We start from the raw sequence: 22,722 nt of genomic DNA, 5'->3' as shown, positions 1-22,722 counted from the left end.
GGGACGCCGCCACCCGCACCCCGTCACACCGGCGGTCACACCTTGAACTGACCCATCAGGACGCGGAGATCGTTGCTGAGGCCGGAGAGCTCCCGGGTGGCGGCCTTGATGTCGAGCACGCCGTCGCTGGTGCTGGTGGCTCCGGGCGAGAGGGCGGCGATGGCCTCGGCGATGTCGGCCGAGCCGGCGGTGGACTGGGCGATGTCGCGGGACATCTCGTCTCCTGGGCCAGGTCCTTCACCTCGCCGGCGACGACGGCGAAGCCCTTGCCGGACTCGCCGGCCCGGGCCGCCTCGATGGTCGCTTTGGGGGCCAGCAGGTTGGTCTGCTGGGCGACCGTGCCCGGGCGGAGCGGCAGCAGGAGGAATCCGGTGACCAGCCGGGTCGTCACATGGACCCGCCGTAGGAGTTCACGGTGCAGTTCGTCCCGGTTGCCGGGGTCAGCGGCCGCCGTTCCAGACTCCCTCCGGGGTCGGGTTGATCTCGGGCAGGTTCACTATCAGGTCGTACGCGTCGGCGACCGGCACTTCGAGCCAGGTGTCGAGCAGGCGGATGCGGTCGGGGCCGCGCCGGCCGCGCAGGGGGCGCAGGTCGGCTATGACGGGTCGCGGGCCCAGGAAGTCCTCGACGCTGCCCGGTACGGGCGGCGGCAGCGGCACGGTCACCGTCTCGGCGCCGGCCGGGGCGTCCGGGGCCGGGCGCCGGGTCGGCGTGACGCCGCCGTGCGCGGTCAGGCCGATCGCCAGGTAGTCGTCGCCGTACGCGGCCGCCAGGTGGCTGCCGAGCACCTCGAGGCCGGGGAAGACGCGCTGGATGTGCGTGTTGGCGGCCGCCACCACGATTTTGCGGTGCCCCTGAGCGCGTACCCAATCGACTGTCTCCGCCATCGCGGCGTCGCGCACATTGAAAGACGGATCGGTGGCCCGCAGCATCTGGTCGAGCAGCACCAGCAGGCGCAACTCGTGCCGGGCCTCGGCGGCGCCGCGATGGCGGACGGCGAAGCGAGCGCTGAGCTCGGCCAGGCCGACCGTCAGCGCGTCGCGGTCCTCCAGGGGCATGGCGCGGTACGCGGCCAGGGCGGGCATCGTGAACGCGCTCGCGAACTTGTCCGCGTGCGGGCGTACGGCGCCGACGTCCTCGAATGCGGCGAGATGGTCGAGGGCGGGGCTCATCGAGGCGAGGTCGCCCGGCAGGTCGAGGCCGTAGAAGGCGACACCCCGCTCGCGGGCCCAGCCGATCAGGTGCCGCATCTCGGGGTTGCGGCCGAAGCGGTAGGTCATCGCACCCTCGGGGAACTCACCCGAGCCGTCCCACGCGGTCAGCGCCAAGCCCTCGCTGAAGCCGGACTCCATGACCAGCGCCGTGAAACCCTTCTCCTCCACCAGGAACTGCAGCAGCTGGTGCCGGACCAGGTCGTACTCGCGGACGTGGTGGGCCGACTCGCCGAGCGCGACGACCCGGGCGCCGGCGACCAGATCGCCGAGCCCCGACAGGGAAATGTTCACCCGGCAGACCTTAGTGTTTGTTGATTGATCAAGGTCGCTCCGGATAGGACGGAACCATGAGACGTCTACTGGTGACCGCCGTGCTGGCCACGGTGGCGCTCGGCGCCGTGCCCGCGGCGGCCGAGGCCCATAAGAGTCGCGAACTGCGCGTCGCGACCTACAACCTGTCGCTCAACCGGCCCGCTCAGGGGCTGCTGCGCGACCATCTGGCCGACCCGGACGTGGACGACGTGTACCGCCGGCAGGCGAAGAACGTCGCCGAGGTCATTCAGCGCGCGCACCCGGATGTGGTGCTGCTCAACGAATTCGACTACGACCCGCGTGCGGCCGACCTGTTCGCGAAGAACTTCCTCGGGGTCTCGCAGAACGGAGCGCCGGCGCAGCGCTACCCGTACCGGTTCGTGGCGCCCTCCAACACGGGCGTCGCGTCGGGCTTCGACCTGAACGACAACGGCGTCGCCGACACGACGCCGGGCGACCAGGCGTACGGCGACGACTCGTACGGCTTCGGGCTCTTCCCGGGCCAGTACGGGATGGTCGTCTACTCGAAGTACCCGATCGACCGGTCGGCGGTGCGGACCTTCCAGCTGTTCAAGTGGAAGGACATGCCGGGCAACCTGCTGCCCACCGACTACTACTCGGCCGAGGAGCAGGCGGCGCTGCGGCTCTCGTCGAAGAGCCACTGGGACGTGCCGGTGCGGGTACGCGGCAAGACGGTGCACTTCCTGGTCTCGCATCCGACGCCGCCCACCTTCGACGGGCCTGAGGACCGCAACGGCCGCCGCAACCACGACGAGATCAGGTTCTGGGCCGACTATGTCGCGGGCGCCCGATACTTCTACGACGACCAGGGCCGCCGCGGCGGCCTGAAGCGAGGCCAGGACTTCGTCATCGCCGGCGATCAGAACGCGGACCCGCTGGACGGCGATTCCTACCAGGGTGCGGTCAACCAGCTGCTGGACCACCCGCTGATCAACTCCCGCACCCGGCCGTCGAGTGCCGGCGCGGCCGAGGCGGCCGCCCTGCAGGGCGGCGCCAACGCCATCCACCGGGGCGACCCGCGCTACGACACGGCGGACTTCGCCGACACCGCGCCGGGCAACCTGCGCGCCGACTACGTGCTGCCCGGCAAGGGCCTGAAGGTGACCGGCGCCGGCGTCTTCTGGCCGAAGCAGTCCGACCCGCTGTCGCGGCTCACCGGCGTGTACGACCCGGTCTGGGCCCCGGTCAACGGATTCCCCACCTCGGACCACCGCCTCGTCTGGCTCGATCTGCACAAGTGATCGCCCGCCCGGGGCGGCGAATGCTGCCCCGGGCGCGGACGGTCGTCAGAGGATGCGTTCGAGCGGCGTGTCCCCGGCCGGCACGTTGAGGACGGTCCACAGGGGACTCGGCTTGCCCAGGGCGAAGTTCTGGAACTCCTCCCAGTAGTTCTCGATGCCGAGCAGGCGCTTCAGCCGGGGGATGGCCAGCGCGTCGGGGCCCGCGTAGTAGTGCACCTTGTTGGTCCGGCCGTCGGTGGCGGCGCCGAAGACGACCTCGGCGACGACGGCCGGGTCGGAGCCGGACTCGGGGATGTGGTCGAAGAAGGCCTTGATCGGGGCCTCGTACGCGTCCACCGCGATCTCCGGGCGGTCGATCTTCGAGAAGATCCGGGTCGCGTGCTGGCCCGGCATCACGGCCTTGACCTGGACGCCGAAGCCGTTCATCTCGATGTTCAGGGCCTCGCTGATGGTCAGGACCGCGGCCTTGGAGGCGGAGTAGGCGGACGTGTACGGGTAGCCGCCCTCGGCGCCGATCGAGGCGATGTTGACGACGACGCCCGAACCCTGCCCGCGGAAGACCGGCAGGAACGCCTGGGTGAGGGCCAGCAGGCCGAACACGTTGGTCTGGAACTGGCGGTGGATCTGCTCCATGCTCGAGGACTCGAGCGGGCCCATCTGGAAGTAGCCGGCGTTGTTCACGAGGACGTCGACCCGGCCGAACGCCTCGACGGCGGCGTGGGCGAAGGCGGGCGCGGCCGCTTCGTCGTCGACGTCGAGCAGCAGGGTCCGAACGTTCGGGTTGCCGGCGTGGACGTCGAGGTCGGCGGCCTTGCGGACGGTGGCGACGACGTTCCATCCCTCGGCGGTGAACTTCTCCACGGTGGCCTTGCCGAGGCCCGTGGTGGTGCCGGTGACGACAGCTGTCTTGCTCATGGCTTCTCCTGAGGTAACTAGTTACTTACTTGCGGCGGTGAAGAGACGGGCCACCCAGTCCGTACGCGTCGAGCGCGCGATCCGCGAGATAGCGGCCTGCGGGGCGATCTGGTCGAAGCCGTGGAACGCTCCGGGCCACACGTGCAGCTCGGCCTGGCCACCGGCGGCCCACAGAGCCGTCGCGTAGGCCACATCCTCGTCGCGCAGCAGCTCGGCCGAGCCGACGTCGATGAAGGCCGGCGGAAGGCCCGAGAGATCCGTGGCCCGGGTGGGTGCCGAGTAGACCGACACCTCGCCGCCGTGCCGGCGGCCGCCGAGCCGGGCGTTCCACGCCATCTCGTTGCTGCCGCGATCCCACGTCCCGGTGCCGACGTACTGGTGGCTGGACACGGTGTCGTTACGGTCGTCGAGCATCGGGTACATCAGCAGCTGGCCGATGAGCGCCGGGCCGCGCCGGTCGCGGGCGAGCAGGGCCACGGCGGCGGCGAGGCCACCGCCGGCGCTCTCCCCCGCGATCAGCAGGCGGGCGGGGTCGAAGCCGAGTTCCCCGGCGTGCTCCGCGGTCCAGAGCAGGGCGGCGTAGCTGTCCTCGACGGCGGCCGGATCGGGGTGCTCGGGAGCCAGCCGGTACTCCACCGAGACGGCGACGGCGTCGAACTCCTCGACCCATTCGAGCCACACGTCGGCGCCGACGAATCGGTCGCCCATGATGCCGCCGCCCCCGTGGGTGTGGAAGATGCCGGGGCCGGCGGCCGCGTGGTCGACGCGCCGGAAGATCGAGACGGTCAGGCCGGGGCCGCCGTCCGGGCCCGGGACGACCCGTTCGAGGTGCTCGATCGGCCGCCCGGCCAGCAGCGTCTCCACCGGCGGACTGGCGGTGGCCGCGCGCATCGGCCCGATCATGTCGGAGGTCATCGGCTGGGGCAGGTGCTCGCTCAGCGCGGCCAGGACGGGCTCCAGCTCAGCGTCATACGGCGGTCGTGAGTCGGTCACGACGCCTCCTCGAAAAGTAGGTAGTTACTTACACGAGGAACCATAGGCCGCCGTCCTCAAATCAGCCAGGGTACGTGGCGCAAGTAACTACCTACTTATTACCCTGGCCTGGTGACATCACGAGCCGAGCAGACCAAGACCGCCATCCTGCGCGCCGCGATCGAGGAGTTCGCCCGCTACGGCATCGCCGGGGCCCGCGTCGACCGCATCACCCGCGCGGCCGAGGTGAACAACGCTCTGCTGTTCCGCTACTTCGGTAACAAGGCGCAGCTGTTCGACGCGGCGTTCGAGACCCTGGCCTCGGCGTCGGTCGACACGGTCCCGTTCGACGCGGCCGACCTGCCCGGCTACGCGGGCCGCCTCTTCGACCAGTACGAGACCGATCCCGAGCTGGTCCGGCTGGCCGCCTGGTACCAGCTGGAACGCTCGGACGACGAGCTGCCGGCGGCCGTGGTGGCCTCGCACGCGGCGAAGCTGCGCCAGCTGGAGGACGCGCAGCGGGCCGGTCTGGTCAGCTCACGGATCCCGGCCGAGCAGTTGCTCAGCCTGGTCGTGCACCTCAGCCTGTCCGGGTCGGGGCAGACCCCGGTGCTCGAGCCGCGGCCCGCCGACCGGGACGCTCAGCGGGCCGCGATCGTCGAGGCGGTCCGGGCCGTCACGGCGCCCTGACCCCGAGCGTCCGGCCCTCCTGCCGGGCCCGCTCCAGCAGGCGCTGCAAGCGCCGGCGCCGCCAGCGCCACAGCAGGACGAGGGCGGCGAGAGCGGCCAGCACGAGCAGTTGTGGCCACGGGACGAACCAGGTCGTCACCGTCACGGGCTCGCCCTGGGACAGGGTCACGGTCGTCGTCACCCGGCCCAGCGCCCAGACGTCCACGCGCGCCGAGGCCGTGGTGATTCCGCCGGGCAACAGCTCACCCAGGTCGGTCGCGGTCGTGCGGGTGGCGAACAGGGCGGCGGCCTCGGCCCGGCCCTGGACCGGCAGACGGACGTTTCCGGTGTTGGCGGCCGTGTAGGACAGCGCGACGGCGCCCGGGCGGAACGGATTCCACGAGCGCTCGTACCGGGCCTGAAGGTGGCCGGCGGTCGTCTTGGAGCGGATCTCGCCGGAGGCGCGCAGCAGGACGCGGAAGCCGACGCGGCTCTCGACCTGGACGGTGCCCTGCCGGCCGGCGATGGTCGCCGCGATGCCGGCCGGGTGGTCGCCGGGGCTCACCTGGGCCGGGACGGTGATGGTGAAGGGGACGACTTTCGTCTGCCGGGGGCCGACCGTGACGGACTTCTGGACGCTGATCCAAGTACCGCCGTCGACCGACTTCTTGTCGGACGGCAGCATGTTGAACCGGCCCTTGCCGGTGAGGTAGCCGTCGGCCGCCTTGAGCGTGAAGACCGCGCCGGTGTCGGAGAAGTTGCGGACCGCCAGGTGTTCGGTGACGGTCGTGCCGGGGTCGAGCGTCCGCTCGATCCAGCGGCGCCCGTCCGGGCCGTTCTTCGCGGCGGGCTGGACGGTCCAGGTGACGGACCCGGATGCGGGCGCCGCCGCGGCCGGCACCGCCGGCAGCAGGAGGGCGGCGGCGATGACGGCAACGGCGACGCGACGCATGGGGTTCCTTACTCGAACAGGGACAGGGTCAGCTTGGCGTGGTACGAGCCGGCCGGAACGTCGGCCGGGGTACGCAGGTGGAGTCCGGCGTTGACGGTGTAGGCGCCACCGGTCACCTCGCCCGAGTCGTACGTGGACACCAGCAGTTCCTGGTCGACGAGGCCGACGTTGTTGCCGGGCTGGGTCGGCTCGTCCAGCACGGTCACCACCTCTGAACCCTCGGCGACCAGGCCGGAGTCGCCGCCGTCGATCAGCTTGGGCTTCCAGCCGAGGTGGTCGGCGGTGATGGCCGGCCGCCCGGTGGCGGTGAAGTCGGTCGAGCTGCCCAGCACGGCCCAGGCCGACCCGGCCGGGATCTCCTCCAAGGTGCGGGTGTCGGTGACGGTGACCGTCGGCAGCGTGCCGGTGAACTGCCGGACCAGCAGGTCCGAGCCGTCCTCCTTCAGGGCCACCGAGTTTCCGGCCACGGTCAGCGCGAGCACGCCGGGCTCCTTGATCTCGATGATGTCGACGCTGACGTCGAGTTCGGCCTCGTCGCCCGGATCGGCCACGGCCGCGGCCGGGAGGACGGCCACGCCGGCGAGCAGCGAGCCGGCCGCGGCCAGGCTGAGGCGGGTTCTTCTGTTCATCTGTTCTCCTCTACGAGCAGTTCAGCGCGGGGTAGGTGGCGGTGACGCCGTTGGCGGTCGCGGTGCCGGCCGGCACCGAGGAGGTCCGTGCGGCGAAGGCTTGGTAGGCATAGCCGCCGGCGGCGACATTCGCGAAGACCTTCTTGCCGTACGCGGTGACGAGCTCGACGCCGGTGGCCGCGTTCCCCGCGTTGCGGGCGGTCACGGCCAGGTACGCCGTCCCGGCGATGCACCGGGGCTGCGCGGTGACCGTGATCGTGGGCCGGCTCTCGTCGGCGAACACGCGCCACTCGGTGACGGCCACGGCCGAGTAGGTCGTGCCGTTGCCGTCGGCGTCGACGATGGCCCGCAGCCGCGAGGTGGTGACCGGGTCGAACGTCACCTTGTTGAAGGCGGTGCTGCTCGTCCCGTACGTACTCGCGTCGGTCACGTCGGTGAAGGCCGTGCCGTTCCAGTACTGGAGTTTCCAGCCGCGGGGTTCGGCCACGCCGTCGCCGGTGCCCTTGTCGCTGTCCCGCCAGAACTTGAGCTCGGCGCCGGTGAGCCGGATCGGCCGGGACCAGTCGTACTGGATCCACTGGGTGGCCGGCCGGGTGCCCGACCAGGTGCCCCAGATCTGGGCCTGGCCCGGGCCGGCCGGGTCGGCGTCGTCGTTGAGCGCGGTGACGCTGTTCCAGCCGGCCGTGTACGACGCCGTCGGCACCGCGATCGGCGCCACGTTGCCGGTCAGCGGCCCCGACAGGTCGGCCGGGACGACCACCGACTTGGCGGTCTCGAGGTTTCCCGCCTTGTCGAGGGCGCGGAACGACACCGTGTGCTTCGAGGCCGAGGGCGCGGAAACGGGCCCGGCGTAGGCCGTCCAGGTCCCGTCGCCGAACGTGTACTCGACGCGGGCCACCCCCGAGGTGGCGTCGGTGGCGGCGACTGTCACCTTCCGGTCGGCCACCGTGCCGGTGCTGGCCGGGGCGGTGGCGTCGATGTTCACGGCGAGCGTGGCCGGCGCCGACGTGTTGCCGGCCCGGTCGGTCGCGGCCGCGGTGACCGTGTGCCGCCCGTCGCCGGTGACCGTGACGTCGGCCTGGCGTACCGGGGTGGCCTCCACCGGTGCCGCGCTGTCCACAGTGGTTCGAATGGTCATGCGGCCGCCGCGGTCGTCGGCTCCGGCGGCCCGGACGCGGACTGCCGACCGGTACCAGCCCTCGGTTCCCGCGCTGCCGCTCGGGGTCAGCGTGAGCGTGGGCGCGGTCGTGTCGCCCTCGGTGTCGGCCGGTGAGATGACGGTGACCTCGGCCGTGACCTGGCCGGCGGCATAGCCGAGCACGCTGCCCGGCACCGTGAACCGGCCGGGCTGGGCCACATCGGCCGGGGTGACGGCGTCCCAGTAGACCGGGATCTGGAGGCCGTCGACCGGGAGCGTGGCCGGCAGATCGGTCTCGCCGACCTCGACCGTGACGGCGGGGGCCGGGACGGAGGCGGGCTGGGCGGCCAGGACCTTCCACTCCTCGACGGCGACCGCCGAGTAGGTGGCGCCGTTGGTCGAGGCGTCGAACACCGCCCGCACCTGGGTGGTGGTGACCGCGTCGAAGGTGGTGTTCTGGAAGCCCTGCGTGGCCGTGGGATAGCCGCTCGGGTGAGGCACGTCGGCCCACTGCCCGGTGCTCAGGTTCCAGTACTGGATCTTCCACCTGGCCGGCGCGGCCACGCCGACGCCGGTGCCCTGCGGCTGGTCGTTCCAGAACTCGATCTGCGACCCGGAGATCCGCATCGGCTGGTCCCAGGTGTACTGGACCCACTGCTGCGGTGGGTTGTCGCCGGTCCAGGTACCCCACATGTCCGGCGGCAGCGGGTTGGCCCGCACGATCTCGTCGTTGAGCGCCTTCACCCAGTACTGCGTGGGCACCGGGTTGTTGGAGACGGTCACCCGCGCCGCCTGGGCGATGTTGGCTCGTGGGGTGCGGTCCGGCTGCTTCACCGGCGTCTGGACGACCTGCTTCAGGCGCGGCGGCGACTGGGTGTCGTCCCACTCGACCTTGTCGATCGCCACCGAGCGGCGGAAGTGGTTGCCGCCCACGGCGTCGGCCGTGTGATAGGCGATGTACCACTGGCCGTCGTACTCGAGGATGCCCGGATGGCTGGTGGTCGAGGAGACCGGGGTGAGGACGGTACCCCGGTACGTCCACGGCCCCTCCGGGGCGGACGCGGTCGCGTAGGCGATGCAGGCGTGGTAGTTGGCCGGGGTGCACGCGGACGTGGGCCCCGCGTTGTTGCCGGCGTACGCCAGGTAGTAGGTGTTGTTCCGTTTGAAGAGCCAGGGCGCCTCGAAGTAGCCGGTGGGCGCGGTGACGGCCCGCTGGGTGCCGACCGGGGTCTTCATGTCGGCCTGGTACTCCAGGAAGCGCAACTGGCCGAACGTTCCCCAGTACACGAAGACCCGCTGCCCCTCGACCAGGACCGTCGGGTCGATGTTCTGGATGTCGTTGGCGGTCGGCGTGCGCTGCGAGATGAGCGGGCCGCCGATGTGGTCGGTCCACGGGCCGGTCGGGCTGTCCGAGACGGCCACGCCGATCGCGAACTTGTCGGCGGCGGTGCTGGTGCGCTCGCTCACCGGGACGTACCAGTAATAGCGCCCGTCGGGGCCCTGGACGACCTGACCGGCGTACGCCCGGCCCGGTGCGGCCCAGGAGAAGACGGTCTCCGGCCGCATCAGGGACGGGAAGTGGGTCCACTCCCCCGAGGTGACGTCCCCGGTCCGGAAGGCGCCCCACTCGTTCATGATGAAGTCGTTGGTGGTGGGACCGGCCTCGTCGTGGCCGGTGTAGATGTACAGCTGGTCGCCGGCCACGAGGGGCGCCGGGTCGGCCGAGTAGTAGGAGCCGTCGGCCAGGATCGGGTTGGAGGCGTGGGTGAAAGTGATCGGGTCGGCCGCCTGGGCGGCCGCGGCGGGTGCTGCGAGGAGCAACCCGGCCGCGACCATCCCCGCGACCGCTGCGGAGAGCGGTCTCAAGGCGATTCCTTCTATGAGCAGCTGATGGCGCCGTACGGCGCCGGCACACTGGTGCCCTCGGCCTTCACGCCGGCCGTGCCCGCGGCGATCCGCGTGGTGCGGCTGGTGAAGGACTGGTAGGCGATCTTGCCGGGGGCGAGGCCGGTCACGGTCTTCGTCCCGTACGGGGTGACGAGCTCGACGGTCAGCGGCCGGTCGCCGTTGTTGCGCGCGGTGACGGACACGTACGCCTTGCCGGCGAGGCATTGTGTCTTCGCCTCGGCGGCCACCGGGACGGCCGGGGCCGCGACGTCGTACACCTCCCACTCCTGGACGCCGGGCGCGCCCTTGCCTTCCTCGGTGCCACTGGCGGTCAGCAGGGCCCGCAGCTTCGTGGTCGTGACGGCCTTGAAACCGACCGTGTTCCACGCCGTCGCGGAGGTGCCGTAGGCCGTCGGCGACTCGACGTCCTGCCAGGCGCCGGCCGGCGTCCAGTACTGGAGCTTCCAGGCGCGGGGCGGGGCGACGCCGTTGCCGTCGCCGTCGATGTCGTCGACAAACCAGATCCGGCTGCGGTCCACCGTCACCGGCGCGGCCCAGTCGAGCTGGATCCACTGCTCGCCGACCTGCGGCCAGGTGTTCCAGACGTCGGTGTTCGGCCCGATCGGCCCGGTCGGCGTGACGCCGTCGGCCAGGTTGTCGGCGGTGACCCAGCCCGGCGTGTACGACGCCGAGGCCGTGCCCGTGCGGGCCACGTTCACCGGCGCCTGCCCCGCCTCGACCTCGAGCGTGCCCACGGCCGAGGTGTTACCGGCCTTGTCGACCGACCGGTACTCGACAGTGGTGGCGGCCGAGCCGGTCGGCACCGCGCCGGTCGCCGTCGTCCAGTCCGGCGTCCCGGTCAGCCGGTACTGCACCGCGCCGATGCCCGACAGGGCGTCGGTTCCGGTAATCGTGACCGTCCGGGCTGCTTTGTCGTACGAGGCCACCGCTGTGGGCTTCGTCCGGTCGATGCCGGCCACCAGCGAGGTGACCGCCGAGACGTTGCCGGCGCCGTCGGTGGCGCGGGCCTTGACCGTGGTCGAGCCTTCGGCGGTCACCGTGACCGGCCCGGTGTACTCCTTGAACGCGCCGTCGCCGACCGCTACCTCGATGGCCGGGGACTGGTCCCGGTTGTCGGTCGCGGAGGCGGTCACCTTGACGTCCGACATGGTCCAGGCCGCTTCCGGCGTGGCTGTCAGCGAGACGACCGGGGCCGAGGTGTCGACCGGTCCGCCGGTGCCGACGGTGACCGTCGCCGTGGCCGGCTTGTCGGTGCCGGCGACCTGCCCGGTCACCTCGAAGGTGCCCGCCTTGGCATAGGACGCGGGGTCGATCGGCGCCCAGGTGACCCCGATGCCGCTCTGCCGCGAGCCGTCGTTGTAGCCGACCGTCACCCCGGCCGGCAGGACGGGCGCGACGCCGACCGCGGTCGTGACCGCCACCGGGTCGACCGTGTTGATCTGCACCGGGGCGCTGCCGCGGACCCACACGTGGGCCGAGGCGGTCAGGGTGGTGCCGGCGACGAAGCCGCTGACCGTGAAGTCGCCGACCTCGGCCAGCCGGGCCGGGTCGATCTCGCCCCAGGCCACCGCGACCGGCAGGCGGGCGCCGTCGGCGTACGTCACCTGGACGGTGGCCGGCAGGGCCGGCTGCACACCGGTCGGCGTGCGCACGTCGACCGGCTGGATCGAGCTCGCCGCGGAGGCGAAGACCCGCCACTCGGTGACGCCGACCGCCGAGTACGCCGTTCCCGCCGCGTTGGGCAGCGCGTTGAACGTGGCCCGGAGCCGGGTCGTGGTGACCGGGTCGAAGCCGACCGCGTTGGTGCGGCCCCGCACGGCCGGGTCGAAGCCGGTCGCCCCGGTGACGTCCTTCCACGCCGTGCCGTCCCAGTACTGGATCTTCCAGCTCTTCGGGACCGCGACGCCACTGCCGCCGGCCGTGCTGTCCGACCAGAAGTCGATGGACGCCCGGTCGACGCGGACCGCTGACGGGAAGTCGTACTGCAGCCAGCGGGTCGCCGGCTCGTTGCCGGTCCACGTCCCCCAGATGTCGGAGTTCGACCCGCCGCTGAAGAACGGCGCCTTGTCGTCGTTGACGGCGTCGACGTTGTTCCAGCCGGCCGTGAAGCCGGCCGACGCGGCGGCCGAGGTGGCGATGTTGATCTCGCCCTCGGCGAGGGCGGTGGCGTTGACGACGACGTCCTTGGTGGAGGTCTCGTCACCGCTGTTCACGGTCAGCCGCAGCACGTGCCGGCCGGCCTCGGTGAAGCGGGCGATGGTGGTGGGCGCGGTGGCCGGGTCGAAGGCGACCGAGCCGCCGGCCGGGGCGTCCACGACCGACCAGGAGGAGGTCACCGGGGTGCCCGGCGTGCCGTCGTCCTGGGCCAGGCCGAGCAGCCGGACCGAGCCGTCCTGGGAGTAGGTGGAGTCCACCCAGGCGTCGGCCAAGGGCTTGGCGTTCTGCGCGTCCGGGGCGGCGACACCACTGTCGTACGCCTGGATCTCCTTGATGCCGGTCCTGGCGCCGGCCGCGTGGTGCACGGTCACGCGCAGCTTCTGCGCGGTGATCTCCGGGAAGCGGACCTGGTTGAGGTTCCCGCGCGGATAGGCCGGGAACCGGCTCTGCCCGGGCACGGTCTTCCAGCCGTCGCCGTTGTCGTACTCGACGGTGAATTGCGAAGGCGGCGCGTAGCCCTGAACGGTCGCCGTGGTCGACGTCTTGTAGAAGTGGACCCGTACGTCGTCGATTTTCCGAGGCCCTTGCAGGTCGACGGTTATGGCGTCGGTCGCGGCGGGCGAGCCGGCGGTGCCCCAGAAGGGCTCGTTGACCGTCGTGCCGTTGACCGCCCCGGCCGGAGCGCGCCCCGGGGCCGAGAACGTGGCGGTGGCCGGGTGGCCGGCCGCGACATTGGTGGCCGTGTTCATGCCGGCCTTGGCCATGATGTCGGTGACCCGGGCGCCGGCCGCGTAGGTGACGTCCTGCGGCGCCTTGATACCGATCTTGGCGGAAGCGAGGACGTGTACTCCCGGCGCCGCGTCCACAGCGCCGGTGGCCGGGTCGTACACCAGCTTGCCGAGCTTGTCGGCGGTGAAGGCGAGCTGCCCGTCCAGGTAGACCGAGTAGCCCTCCGGGGTGTCGCCGTAGTACCGCTGGCCGCCCGGCGCGTCCCAGACGACGGTCAGGTCCTTGTCGCGGTACCTGATGTTGTTGGCGGTGAAGTGGTCCCAGCCGATGTCGATCGGGTCGAGCTCGACCTTGGCGTCGGAGCGCGGGCGCAGGCCCATCGCGTCCTCGATGACGGTGAAGTTGGTGGCGCCCAGGATCGTGTGGTGGATCCAGGAGCGGTAGCCGATGCTCTGGTTGGCGGCCGACCCGTCGGCCCAGAACTCGTTCTGGTCCGGGTACCGGTTGTCGCCGTTGTTCTGGTAGTGCGCCCAGGCGTTCCAGTACAACAGTTTCTTGTACCACTCGGCGTTGATGTACTGCGTCGGGTAGTTCCGCAGGACCGAGGAGAGCATCCGGAACGTCACCGTCGAGTTGATGACGGAGAAGTTGTTGCTGCCCGGGTCGCCCTGCGCGGCCGCGGCCGCCTTGTCGGCCTGGTTGGCCGTGGTGAACGGGAAGATCGGGTACTGGGCGTCGTCGGCGAACAGCCGCAAGGCCTCGACGTACGGCTGGTCGTAGTCGGGGTCACCCGGCTTGGGCATCAGCCCGACCGAGAACGGGTAGTAGTTGTTGATTTCCTTCCACGGCACGAGCGAGTCACTCGCCACGTGCCGGTGCTTGAGCAGATTGCCCTTGAGGCCCATCTCGTCCGGGGTGTCGCGGGCGGGCTCCCACAGGTTCTCCAGCACCGCGGCCTTGACGCGGGCGGCGAAGGCGTCCATCTCGGCCGCCTTGGCGGTGTTCCCGGCGGTCCGGTAGGCGGCCGCGGACGCCTTGGCGTTCGAGTACAGGTAGGCGTTCTCGGTGCGGTCCATGTTCCCGGGCTTCCAGTCGAACGACACCGCGTCGGCGTCGTTGCCGGTCATCGCGCCCCAGCTGTACTCGATGAGCCCGTTGCCGTCGAAGTCGTACGCGTCGAGCAGGCCCTCGACGTCGCTCTCGGCGTACTCGGCGAGGTTCCCGGCGATCGCGGCCGGTCCGCCGTGCAGCTGGTACGAGCGCCAGGCCGCCTCCGAGATGTACTCGGTGTAGCTGTTCGACCAGTTGGCCGGGTCGCCCGGGTTGTCGACGTACTTCGTGCTCTTCGCGACCTCACCGGCCGACACCCACGGCCCGTACGAGAAAGCGGGGTCCCGGAAGTACTTCAGGTCGTCGATGAACATGCCGGTGGTCAGCACGATGGCGTTGTTGTAGCCGAGCACGCCCTCCATCGACGTCGGGAACTGGTAGTCGTTGCCCGGAAGGTCGGCGTCGAGGAAGTTGAACCGCATCAGCCACCAGCGGTAGAACAGCGTCTTGTCGATGTTGTTCTCGGGGGTGTCCAGATACGGGACGTTATCGGCCCACCAGCGGTTGTACGCGGTGACGTGCTCCTTGTACGCGGCGGCCGGGGCGAGAGCGCGGTACTTGGCGTACTCGGTCGCCGAACCCGGAATCTCCTTGGCCACGAGGCCCAACTGCACCTTGGTCCGCACGGAGCCGCTCGCCGGAACGGCCAGCGTCCGCTTGAGGGTGCCGCCGGCCGGGACGAAGCCGTCGCCGGAGAAGCGCGGGAACAGGTCGGTGAGCTTGTTGAAAGCGCGAACGGCGCCGGTGAGTTCGCCGTTGTCACTCTCGAGCGTGCGGGCGAACGGCGAACTCGCGGTGAGCACGACGTCCTTGGCCCCGTTGGTGCTGGTCACCTCGACGTCGGTGACGAGCACGTTCTGGTCGGTGATGTACTTGGTCTGCGTGATCCGCAGCCCGGCGGCGGTGCTGACGAACACCGAACGCCAGTAACTGGGCGTCTGCTTGCGCTGCGCGGCGTCCTCGGTGAGGGTGACGTCGGCCCCGTTCACGGACGCGGTGATGGTGTATCCGCCCTGGCCACCGGCGATCGACTCGATGTAGGCGAGCTCGCCGCCGAAGCCGAGCACGCCGGGCGTGTGGGTCTTCATGAAGGCGGCCCGGCCCCGGCTGAACAGGTACTGGTTGGCGTCGCCGTTCGACCCGCCGGGCTGGCTGCCGGTCCGGGCCAGCAACTTGTCGACCCAGAAGTCGTTGTCGGTGGAGCTTCCGGCACCGGCCGCCACGTCGGCGTCGAAGATGCCCTGGAGCTGGTTGCGGACGTGGTATCCGGTGCGCTCGTCGGGCACCGGATTGGCGTCGCCCTTGAAGACGGGCAAGGGCGTGCCGGAGTTGGGAGCCGCCTCGGCGGCGGCTGTCGGACTCAGGAAGGTGAGGAGCAATCCGGCGGCCAGGGCCGCCCTCAATCGTGGTGTCTGCACGGACGGGGACACCTTTCTACGGGGGTGTGTGGCCAGGCCGTCAGTCGCCGTTGACCGGCAGCCAGACGCGCATGGTGGAGGGGCCACGACGGGCCCAGCGGTGGTACGGCCGCAGCGGCGCCTCGAACGCCGTGTGCTCATCGGAGGGTGGGGTGGCGGCGCCGTACGGCCACGCGTCGCTGCCCGGGGGCAGCCGGCGGAAGGAGGCGACGACCTCGCCGTCGCGCTCGGCCAGGCCGGCCGTGAGGTCGAGGCGCACCTCGTCGACGCTGAGGCCGCCGGGCAGGTCGACCGACTCGACCGAGTACACCTCGGGGCCGCGCTCGACCGCGACGCTGCCGCGCACGGCGTCGATCCGCGGGTCCCCGAAGGTGACCCGGGGCCGCACCGGCAGGTCGAGGACGACGACCTCGCCGGGGGTGAAGCGGCGGCGGAGCTGCACGGTGCCGGGCTCCACCCCGCGCCGCCGGCCGCCCTCCTCGAGGGTGGCGCCCTCGGCCCAGTGCGGCACCCGGAGGCTGAGCGTCCACGGCGTCTCGGGGGCGCTCACGACGCGTACCGCTATGCGGCCGTCGGCCGGATATCTCGTGTCTATCTCGAGGGCGACGGAACGGCCGCCGGGCAGGGAGACGTCGAGCGCCGACGCCGCGTACTGATGGATCTGGACGCCGTCCTCGTCGGTGGTGGCGAGGTAGGCGCCGAGCCCGGCGAACGTGCGGGCCAGGTTGGTCGGGCAGCAGGACACGGCGAACCAGGGCGCGCGCAGGCTGGAGGCGGCCCGCGGGACGATCTGGTCGGGCCGCGGCTCCGTGCCCGGCACCCGCTGGTGCAACGTGTTGGTGTAGAAGAACCGGGTCCCGTCGTCGGCCGGCGAGGCGGCGATGACGTTGAACAGCGTGCGCTCGATCAGGTCGGCGTAGCGCGGGTCGCCCTCGGCCAGCAGCAGCCGCCAGCTCAGCATGATGGAGCCCACGCTGGCGCAGGTCTCCGAGTACGCCCGGTCGGCCGGCAGCACGTAGTCGTCGCCGTAGGCCTCGTCCTGATGGCGGGAACCCACCCCGCCGGTGATGTAGGTGCGGCGGGCCACCGCCGTACGCCACTGCCGGGCCACCGCCTCGAGCAGGTCGGTGTCGCCGGTCTCGACGGCCACGTCGACGGCGCCGGCGCCCAGGTAGTTCGCGCGAACGGCGTGGCCCCGCAGCACGCCGGCCTCGCGGACCGGGAGGTCGTCCTGGAAGTAGGCCCGGCCGAACTCGATGTCGTCGAGGACCTGGTGACCGCGGCGCTCGACGAACAGGCCGGCCTGGTCGAGGTAGCGGCTGTCGCCGGTGACGCGGTACAGCTCGGTCAGGGCCGGCTCGATGACCGGGTGCCCGCAGACCGACGGGATCCCGTCGGGGCCGAACGTGGCGCAGACGTGGTCGGCCGCCCGGATCGCCACGCGGGCCAGTTCGTCGTCGGCGCCGTACGCGCGGGCGGCGGCCACCCCGGCCTGGATCAGGTGGCCGTAGCAGTAGAGCTCGTGACCCCATTCCAGGTCGCTGTAGCGCGGCTGCTGCCCGGGCCGGCCGAAGTTGGTGTTGAGGTAGCCGTCGTCCTCCTGGGCCGCGGCGACCCGGCGGACGATGGCCCGGTAGCGCGCGTCGAGGTCCCGGTCGCCGGCTCGCCCGTACTCCCAGGCCATGGCTTCCAGAAGCTTGTAGACCTCGCTGTCGGAGAACTCGCGGCCGCGGCGGCCGGCCGGCAGCCGGCCCTCGACGGCGGCGTCGAAGTTGGGCAGCCAGCCCGCTTTCTCGAGCCAGTGCTCGATGTGCGCCAGCGACGCGGCCCGGTTGGTCTCCTGGCGCCGCTGCCAGAATCCGGGGCGCAGGGTGACCTCGCGCAGGCCGAGGGGACGAAGACGGCCGGTGCTGGGTGCGGCGGGAGTACCCCCGCGCGCGGTCCAGTCCGTACGAGTGGGGAGTGCTTCGTTGATGGTCACGTGTTGATCAACCCTTGAGTGCGCCGGACATGAAACCACGGACGTAGTGCCGCTGGAGGGCGAGGAAGAGCACGATGCAGGGCAGCGCGAGAACGACCACGCCGGCCTCCGTCGCTCCGTAGTCGACGATGCCCATCACCTGCTGGCGCATGTTGGCCACGGCCAGCGGCAGGGGCAGCTTCTCGGAGTCGCTGATCAGCACCAGCGGGGTGATGAAGTCGTTCCAGGCGGCCAGGAAGGCGAACAGGCCCACGGTGATCAGGCCCGGCTTCACCGCCGGCATCAGGATGTGAGTCAGGGCGCGGAAGCTGCCGCAGCCGTCCACCTCGGCCGACTCCTTGAGGTCCTTGGGAATCGCCTCGAACGAGATGCGCATCATGAAGACCGCGAACGGCAGCTGGAACATGGTGAGCACCAAGGCCAGGCCGAACAGCGAGTTCTGCAGCCCGAGCTGGTTGAGCAGGACGTAGAGCGGGATCAGCAGGGTCGCGTACGGGACCATGAGAATCGCCAGCGTCACCAGGAACAGCACGTTGCGGCCGGGGAACTTGAACATCGCGAACGCGTACCCGCCGAAGGTGGCCACGCCGAGCGTGAACAGCACGGTCATGGCCGAGACGAGGGTCGAGTTCAGCAGGTATTGCCCGATGCCGGCCTGATAGTTCGCGAGGGTCTCGTAGTTGGCGAAACCGAAACCCTTCGTCTGGGCCGTGCCGGGCTGCGGGCTCACCGACGCGTACGAGGCCCAGAGGAGCGGAAAGAGAAAGAGCAGGGCCAGGGCGCCGGTGAGTACGTACTGGGGCATGCGGACGAAGCGCAGCATCAGCTCTCCTTGTCTCGGAGGCCGCGGAACTGAAGGGCGTTGAGGACCAGCAGTGCGACGAGGATGAGGATCGACAGCGCGGCCGCCCGCCCCAGGTTGTTCTGTCCCTGGAAGGCCATGTTGTAGACGAGCTGGACGATGGTGATGGTGCTGTTGTCCGGGCCGCCTTTGGTGAGGATGTAGAACTGGTCGAAGGCGAGCAGGGAGCCGGTGACGCAGAGGATCGTGCAGAGCGCGATCGACGACTTCAGCAGCGGCAGGGTGACGTACCGGAAGGTGTGCCAGCGGTTGGCGCCGTCGAGCCGCGCCGCCTCGTACACATCCGCGGAAATGCCTTGCAGGCCAACGAGAAGAAGCAGCATGTAGAAGCCGGCGAACCGCCACACGATCAGCGCGACGGTCGACCAGAGCGCCTTGCCCGGCGTGCCGAGGAACGACACCGGGCCGAAGAAGTCGAGCGGGCTGCTCTGCGGCGAGTAGAGGGCGTAGAAGAGCAGCGAGGCCGAGGCCAGGCCGAGCGCCGACGGGATCAGGAACGACGTACGCAGGAAGCCGGTCCAGCGCGTCGACTCCTGCACCAGCAGGGCCAGGCCGAGGGCCAGGGCCAGCAGGATCACGGTGGTGACGACGGTGTACTTCAGGGTGAACCACACCGCCGGCCACAGCAGCCGGTCGTCGAGGACGTCCTGGTAGTTCTCCGGGGCGTTCCAGCCCTGGTCGCCGGCGAACAGGCCCCAGTCGGAGACCGACATCCGCGCGACGATGATGATCGGCACGACGAAGAAGAGCAGGACGAAGACGGCGGTGGGCATCGCATAGACCCACCCCTTTTCGGACCGCCTTTTTGTCGGCTTCATTACTTTGGCACTGGCTTCCCGGTGCGCGACAAGAGGTGATGCCACGGCGCTTTCCTCCGTTGTGAGGGCGGCGCTTTTCACGGCGCCGCCACTACGTCACTGACCCAGGACCTGCGTGATGGCCTCGTTGTCCTTCGCGAGGCTCGAACCGTCGCCGTAGACCTGGTTGCGGAAGAGGGTCACCCAGGGGCTGCCGGGCGCGTTGAACGCCTGCTGGAAGTTGACCGCCACCGGCGTCTTGCTCTGCGGCGACGCGGCCACCTTGTTGATCGTCGCGACCCGCGGGTCCTTGGCCGAGTACTGGTTGTCGGCCAGGTCGGTGCGCGACGGCGAGGTGTTGTTGGCGGCCAGCACGTCGACCTGACCCTGCTCGGACATCATCCAGGCCAGGAAGTTCCAGGCCTGCTGCGCCTTCTTGGAGTCCTTGGAGACGCCGACGCCGTCACCGCCCACGAAGGTCGAGCCGGCGCCGGCCGAGGCGCCCGGGATCGCGGTGACGCCGACGTCTACGGTCTTGGCCGCGGTCGGCAGCAGCGTCGCCGGGTACGGCATGACGCCGATCTTGTTCTCCTGGAAGGCGGCGACCCAGGTCGCGCCGGTCTCGTCCTTGGAGCCGGGAGCGATGGCGCCGGCCTTCTGGAGATCACGCCAGGTGCTGTAGACCTTCTGCGCCTCGGGGCTGTCGAGCAGCGACTTCTCACCCTGGTCGGCCAACACCTCGGCGCCGCTGGCCCAGACCATCGGGAACCAGGTGAACACGCCGCAGCCGCCGCAGTTGCCGCCGAAGTAGGTGCCGTTGACGCCCGGCTTGTTCAGCTTCTGAACGGCGAGCGCCTGCTCCTTGAACTCGTCGAGAGTGGCCGGCCCCTTCTCGGGGTCGAGCCCGGCCTCCTTGTAGAGCTTCTTGTTCCAGAAGATGACCGACAGGTCGAGCACGAACGGCAACACGAACTTCTTGCCCTCGTACGTGCCGGCCTCGATGTGCCCCTGGTTGATCTTGTCGGCGTACGGAAGCTTGCCGATGTTGCCCGTCAGATCGGCGAACAGCCCGGCCTTGGTCCAGTTCGGCACGTAGACGATGTCGGCCGCGAACAGGTCGGGCAGATCGCCGCTGCCGGCCGCCGCACCGACCTTGGCGACATAGTCGTCGTTCGGGACGATGGTCAGCTTCACCTGGTTCTTGTGGCTTTTGTTGTACGCGTCCACGAGCGCCTTGGCCTGAAGCTCGAGCGGCGCGCGGGTCCAGAGGGTCAGCTCCGAGCCGTCGTCGACCCCCTCGGCGGTCACCTCGGCCAGCGCCGCGGCCGGATTGCCCTTGTCGTCCCCGCCCCCACAGGCGGCAACCGCGGGCGTCATGAGCCCCGCGAGGGCGGCGACAGCGATGCCTTTCAATATCGTGCGTCGCACGGATGCACCTCCATGTTTTCGGTAAGTTTTCGGTCATGCCCGTTATGGGGTAGCCTTCAGCGCAGCGACCTGGGGTTTTGGGGACCGAAAACGTTTTCAGGAACGTAATACGGAGGAAATTTCTTGTCAAGAGCTTCGATGAGCGCTCCGTCTTCATCGGACGGAGACCAGCCGCCCACCCGCACGGTCACCCTGCGCGACGTCGCCCAGCTGGCCGGCGTCTCCATCGCGACCGCGTCGAAAGCCCTCAACGGACAGCCGCAGGTGCGCGCCACCACGAGGGAGAAGGTGGTGCGGGCCGCCGAGCAGCTGTCCTTCTCCCCCAACACGCTGGCCCAGGGCTTGATCACTCAGCGCAGCGGCACGGTGGGCCTGCTGACCTCCGACCTGGAGGGCCGCTTCTCGATCCCGATCCTGATGGGAGCCGAAGATGCCTTCGGTTCCGACCAAACGTCCGTCTTCCTTTGCGACGCCCGCGGCGATAACGTGCGCGAACGCCACCACTTGCGCGCCCTGCTGTCACGCCGGGTGGACGGCCTGATCGTGGTGGGCGCCCGCCCCGACGCCCGCCCGTCACTGGGCGACCTGCCGGTGCCGGTGATCTACGCCTACTCCCCCTCGGACAGCCCGCAGGACCTGTCCCTGGTCACCGACAACGTAGGCGGCGGCCACATGGCCGTGGACCACCTGATCCGCCACGGCCGCCGCCGCATAGCCCACATAACCGGCGACGCCACCTACGGCGCCGCCCGCGACCGGGCCGCAGGCGCGCTCAACCGCCTGGGAGAAGAAGACCTGCCGTTGGCCGGCGACCAGGTCTGGTACGGCGCGTGGTCGGAGGCCTGGGGCCGAGGAGCCACCCGCATGCTGCTGCGCAGAGACCCGACGGTGGACGCCATCTTCGCCGGCTCCGACGAGATAGCCCGAGGCGTCCTGGACGTGCTGCACCAGGAGGGCTTGGACGTCCCCGGCCGGGTGGCGGTCATCGGCTTCGACAACTGGAACATCCTGGCCGCCAACGCCCGCCCCCCACTGTCCACCATCGACATGAACCTGGAACAGCTGGGCCGCCTGGCCGCCCAGCGCTTGTTCGCGGCCATAGACGGCACTTTGGGCTCCGGCATCGAAACCATCCCGCCCCGCCTGATCACCCGAGAATCGACAGCCCCCTTGGACTGACCTCGACCCATCTCCGAAACCACATCACCAGCGCCCCGTGCGGAAATTTCAGCGAGTCATAATTCGCAAGGGCGAGCCCACAAGGAAACTTCACAGAATGGCCGATCCGCGCGCTTTCCATCGCCGCCCCGGTCGCCGTATTATGTCCAGCGAATGGCCTCACTCGACGAATAACCAGGCTCACCCTGCGACGAGATCACCGCGCTCATATCACCAATGGCACCAGCGCGAGTGACGCCACCCGCGGCGACCTTGCCCACACCGCGCGGAACCACTCGATGCTGAACGGCGCGGCCACGCCCTACCACCAAAACCCACAGTGCGGCGCGCGGATCCACCCGGCCCAGCGGACTCGCCCCCAGCGGTGGCCCGCGCCTCCGCCTCGGCGCTACCTATAGCCTCGGGCTGGCGCCGCTCCATCGCCTCGGCCAGTCGCCTCGGGCTGGCACCACCGCTTCGCCCCGGTCAGTCGCCTTCGGCTACGCCACCGCTTCCCCCGGCCAGCCGCCTCCGGTTGCCCCCTTCCCCGGCCAGCCGCCTCCGGCTGCGCCACCGCCCCACTGTCTGACCAGTCGGCCCAGGAAGCACCACCACCATCGCCGCCACGGGCTGGCCAGTCGGCTCGGACTGCGCCGTGGCCACCGCTGGCTCGTCGACTCCAGCGACGCTGCGGCTTTGGCCTGGTCATCGGCTCGAGCTGCGCCGCCCCCTGGCCTGGACTGCCTGCCCGGGCCGCGCCGCCACCTCGGCCCGCACTATCGATCCCGCCACCCCGGTCCGTACTACCGACCCGCGCGGCACCCCCACCCAGCCCGTACTACCGACCCGGGCGGCACCCCCTCTCCGGCGCGCACTATCGACCCGCGGGGCACCGGCCACCTCGGCCCGGAGTGCCGACCTGGGCTTCGCCGCCACCCCGAGCCCGCACTACCGACCCGCACAGCACGGCCACCCCGGCCCGGAGTGCCGAACCCGGCTTCGCCGCCGCCCGGTTCGTCGGCTCGCGCTGCTCCACTACCTCGGCCCGGACCGCCAGCTCGGGGTGCGTTACCGCCTCGGCCGGAGCCGCGCTCTCGGTCCGCACTACCGA

The 22,722-nt window shown here is 70.5% G+C and carries 16 protein-coding genes and 1 pseudogene; 3 read left to right on the top strand and 14 right to left on the bottom strand.

All coding sequences use genetic code 11. The annotated features are described in order from the left end of the window. Window positions 1–35: 35 nt before the first annotated feature. The 3 genes and pseudogenes from AB0C26_RS46070 to AB0C26_RS46060 form a co-directional block, all read right to left on the bottom strand. Window positions 36–215, bottom strand: coding sequence for a hypothetical protein (locus tag AB0C26_RS46070; protein ID WP_360261659.1), 180 nt, complete (start codon window positions 213–215; stop codon window positions 36–38). Window positions 216–217: 2 nt separating this feature from the next. Next, a pseudogene (locus AB0C26_RS46065) lies at window positions 218–337 on the bottom strand (methyl-accepting chemotaxis protein); the annotation flags it as partial. A gap of 103 nt (window positions 338–440) precedes the next feature. Beyond that, complete coding sequence (locus AB0C26_RS46060) at window positions 441–1,505, bottom strand: erythromycin esterase family protein (RefSeq protein ID WP_360261636.1); 1,065 nt, start codon at window positions 1,503–1,505, stop codon at window positions 441–443. Between the two features lie 56 nt (window positions 1,506–1,561). Here AB0C26_RS46060 and AB0C26_RS46055 point away from each other — a divergent pair, with 56 nt between their 5' ends. Next, a complete protein-coding gene (locus AB0C26_RS46055) occupies window positions 1,562–2,788 on the top strand; it encodes an endonuclease/exonuclease/phosphatase family protein (RefSeq protein ID WP_360261633.1) in 1,227 nt (408 codons plus the stop codon). Between the two features lie 45 nt (window positions 2,789–2,833). On the opposite strand, the gene AB0C26_RS46050 is transcribed toward AB0C26_RS46055, so the two are convergent. After that, window positions 2,834–3,703 carry an SDR family NAD(P)-dependent oxidoreductase gene (locus tag AB0C26_RS46050; protein WP_360261630.1) on the bottom strand — a complete coding sequence of 290 codons (870 nt, stop codon included), beginning with the start codon at window positions 3,701–3,703 and terminating at the stop codon, window positions 2,834–2,836. Window positions 3,704–3,724: 21 nt separating this feature from the next. Further along, a complete protein-coding gene (locus AB0C26_RS46045) occupies window positions 3,725–4,696 on the bottom strand; it encodes an alpha/beta hydrolase (protein WP_360261628.1) in 972 nt (323 codons plus the stop codon). 111 nt (window positions 4,697–4,807) lie between these two features. Here AB0C26_RS46045 and AB0C26_RS46040 point away from each other — a divergent pair, with 111 nt between their 5' ends. Next, window positions 4,808–5,365, top strand: a complete 558-nt coding sequence (locus AB0C26_RS46040; RefSeq protein ID WP_360261625.1) for a TetR family transcriptional regulator — start codon at window positions 4,808–4,810, stop codon at window positions 5,363–5,365. Here AB0C26_RS46040 and AB0C26_RS46035 read toward each other — a convergent pair. The 8 genes from AB0C26_RS46035 to AB0C26_RS46000 form a co-directional block, all read right to left on the bottom strand. Next, on the bottom strand, window positions 5,352–6,296 hold the full coding sequence (locus AB0C26_RS46035; protein ID WP_360261623.1) for a hypothetical protein: 945 nt from the start codon (window positions 6,294–6,296) through the stop codon (window positions 5,352–5,354). The genes AB0C26_RS46040 and AB0C26_RS46035 overlap by 14 nt on opposite strands. A gap of 8 nt (window positions 6,297–6,304) precedes the next feature. Further along, window positions 6,305–6,925, bottom strand: coding sequence for a hypothetical protein (locus tag AB0C26_RS46030; protein WP_360261621.1), 621 nt, complete (start codon window positions 6,923–6,925; stop codon window positions 6,305–6,307). A gap of 10 nt (window positions 6,926–6,935) precedes the next feature. Continuing rightward, a complete protein-coding gene (locus AB0C26_RS46025) occupies window positions 6,936–9,929 on the bottom strand; it encodes a family 43 glycosylhydrolase (RefSeq protein ID WP_360261619.1) in 2,994 nt (997 codons plus the stop codon). Window positions 9,930–9,940: 11 nt separating this feature from the next. Further along, window positions 9,941–15,385: an OmpL47-type beta-barrel domain-containing protein gene (locus AB0C26_RS46020; RefSeq protein WP_360261617.1), complete on the bottom strand. Its 5,445-nt coding sequence runs from the start codon at window positions 15,383–15,385 to the stop codon at window positions 9,941–9,943. Window positions 15,386–15,425: 40 nt separating this feature from the next. Beyond that, window positions 15,426–17,366: a beta-L-arabinofuranosidase domain-containing protein gene (locus AB0C26_RS46015; protein ID WP_360261615.1), complete on the bottom strand. Its 1,941-nt coding sequence runs from the start codon at window positions 17,364–17,366 to the stop codon at window positions 15,426–15,428. 7 nt (window positions 17,367–17,373) lie between these two features. Next, the gene (locus AB0C26_RS46010) at window positions 17,374–18,189 is read right to left on the bottom strand and encodes a carbohydrate ABC transporter permease (RefSeq protein WP_360261613.1); all 816 of its coding nucleotides are present in this window, start codon (window positions 18,187–18,189) and stop codon (window positions 17,374–17,376) included. Next, window positions 18,189–19,001: a sugar ABC transporter permease gene (locus tag AB0C26_RS46005; RefSeq protein ID WP_360261611.1), complete on the bottom strand. Its 813-nt coding sequence runs from the start codon at window positions 18,999–19,001 to the stop codon at window positions 18,189–18,191. The genes AB0C26_RS46010 and AB0C26_RS46005 overlap by 1 nt, the downstream gene beginning before the upstream one ends. A gap of 141 nt (window positions 19,002–19,142) precedes the next feature. Beyond that, entirely contained in the window at window positions 19,143–20,453 is a 1,311-nt protein-coding gene (locus tag AB0C26_RS46000) for a sugar ABC transporter substrate-binding protein (protein WP_360261608.1), read from the bottom strand. Between the two features lie 138 nt (window positions 20,454–20,591). On the opposite strand from AB0C26_RS46000, the gene AB0C26_RS45995 reads away from it, so the two are divergent. Then, on the top strand, window positions 20,592–21,632 hold the full coding sequence (locus tag AB0C26_RS45995; RefSeq protein ID WP_360261605.1) for a LacI family DNA-binding transcriptional regulator: 1,041 nt from the start codon (window positions 20,592–20,594) through the stop codon (window positions 21,630–21,632). 853 nt (window positions 21,633–22,485) lie between these two features. Here the strand turns inward: AB0C26_RS45995 and AB0C26_RS45990 are convergent. Next, window positions 22,486–22,722: hypothetical protein (locus tag AB0C26_RS45990; RefSeq protein ID WP_360261602.1), on the bottom strand; the 237-nt coding region annotated here is incomplete at its 5' end.

The sequence above is a fragment of the Actinoplanes sp. NPDC048796 genome (assembly GCF_040650035.1).
Lineage (GTDB): Bacteria > Actinomycetota > Actinomycetes > Mycobacteriales > Micromonosporaceae > Actinoplanes.
Note: the sequence above shows the minus strand (reverse complement) of the source record. Positions and strands in the feature narration are given on the sequence as shown.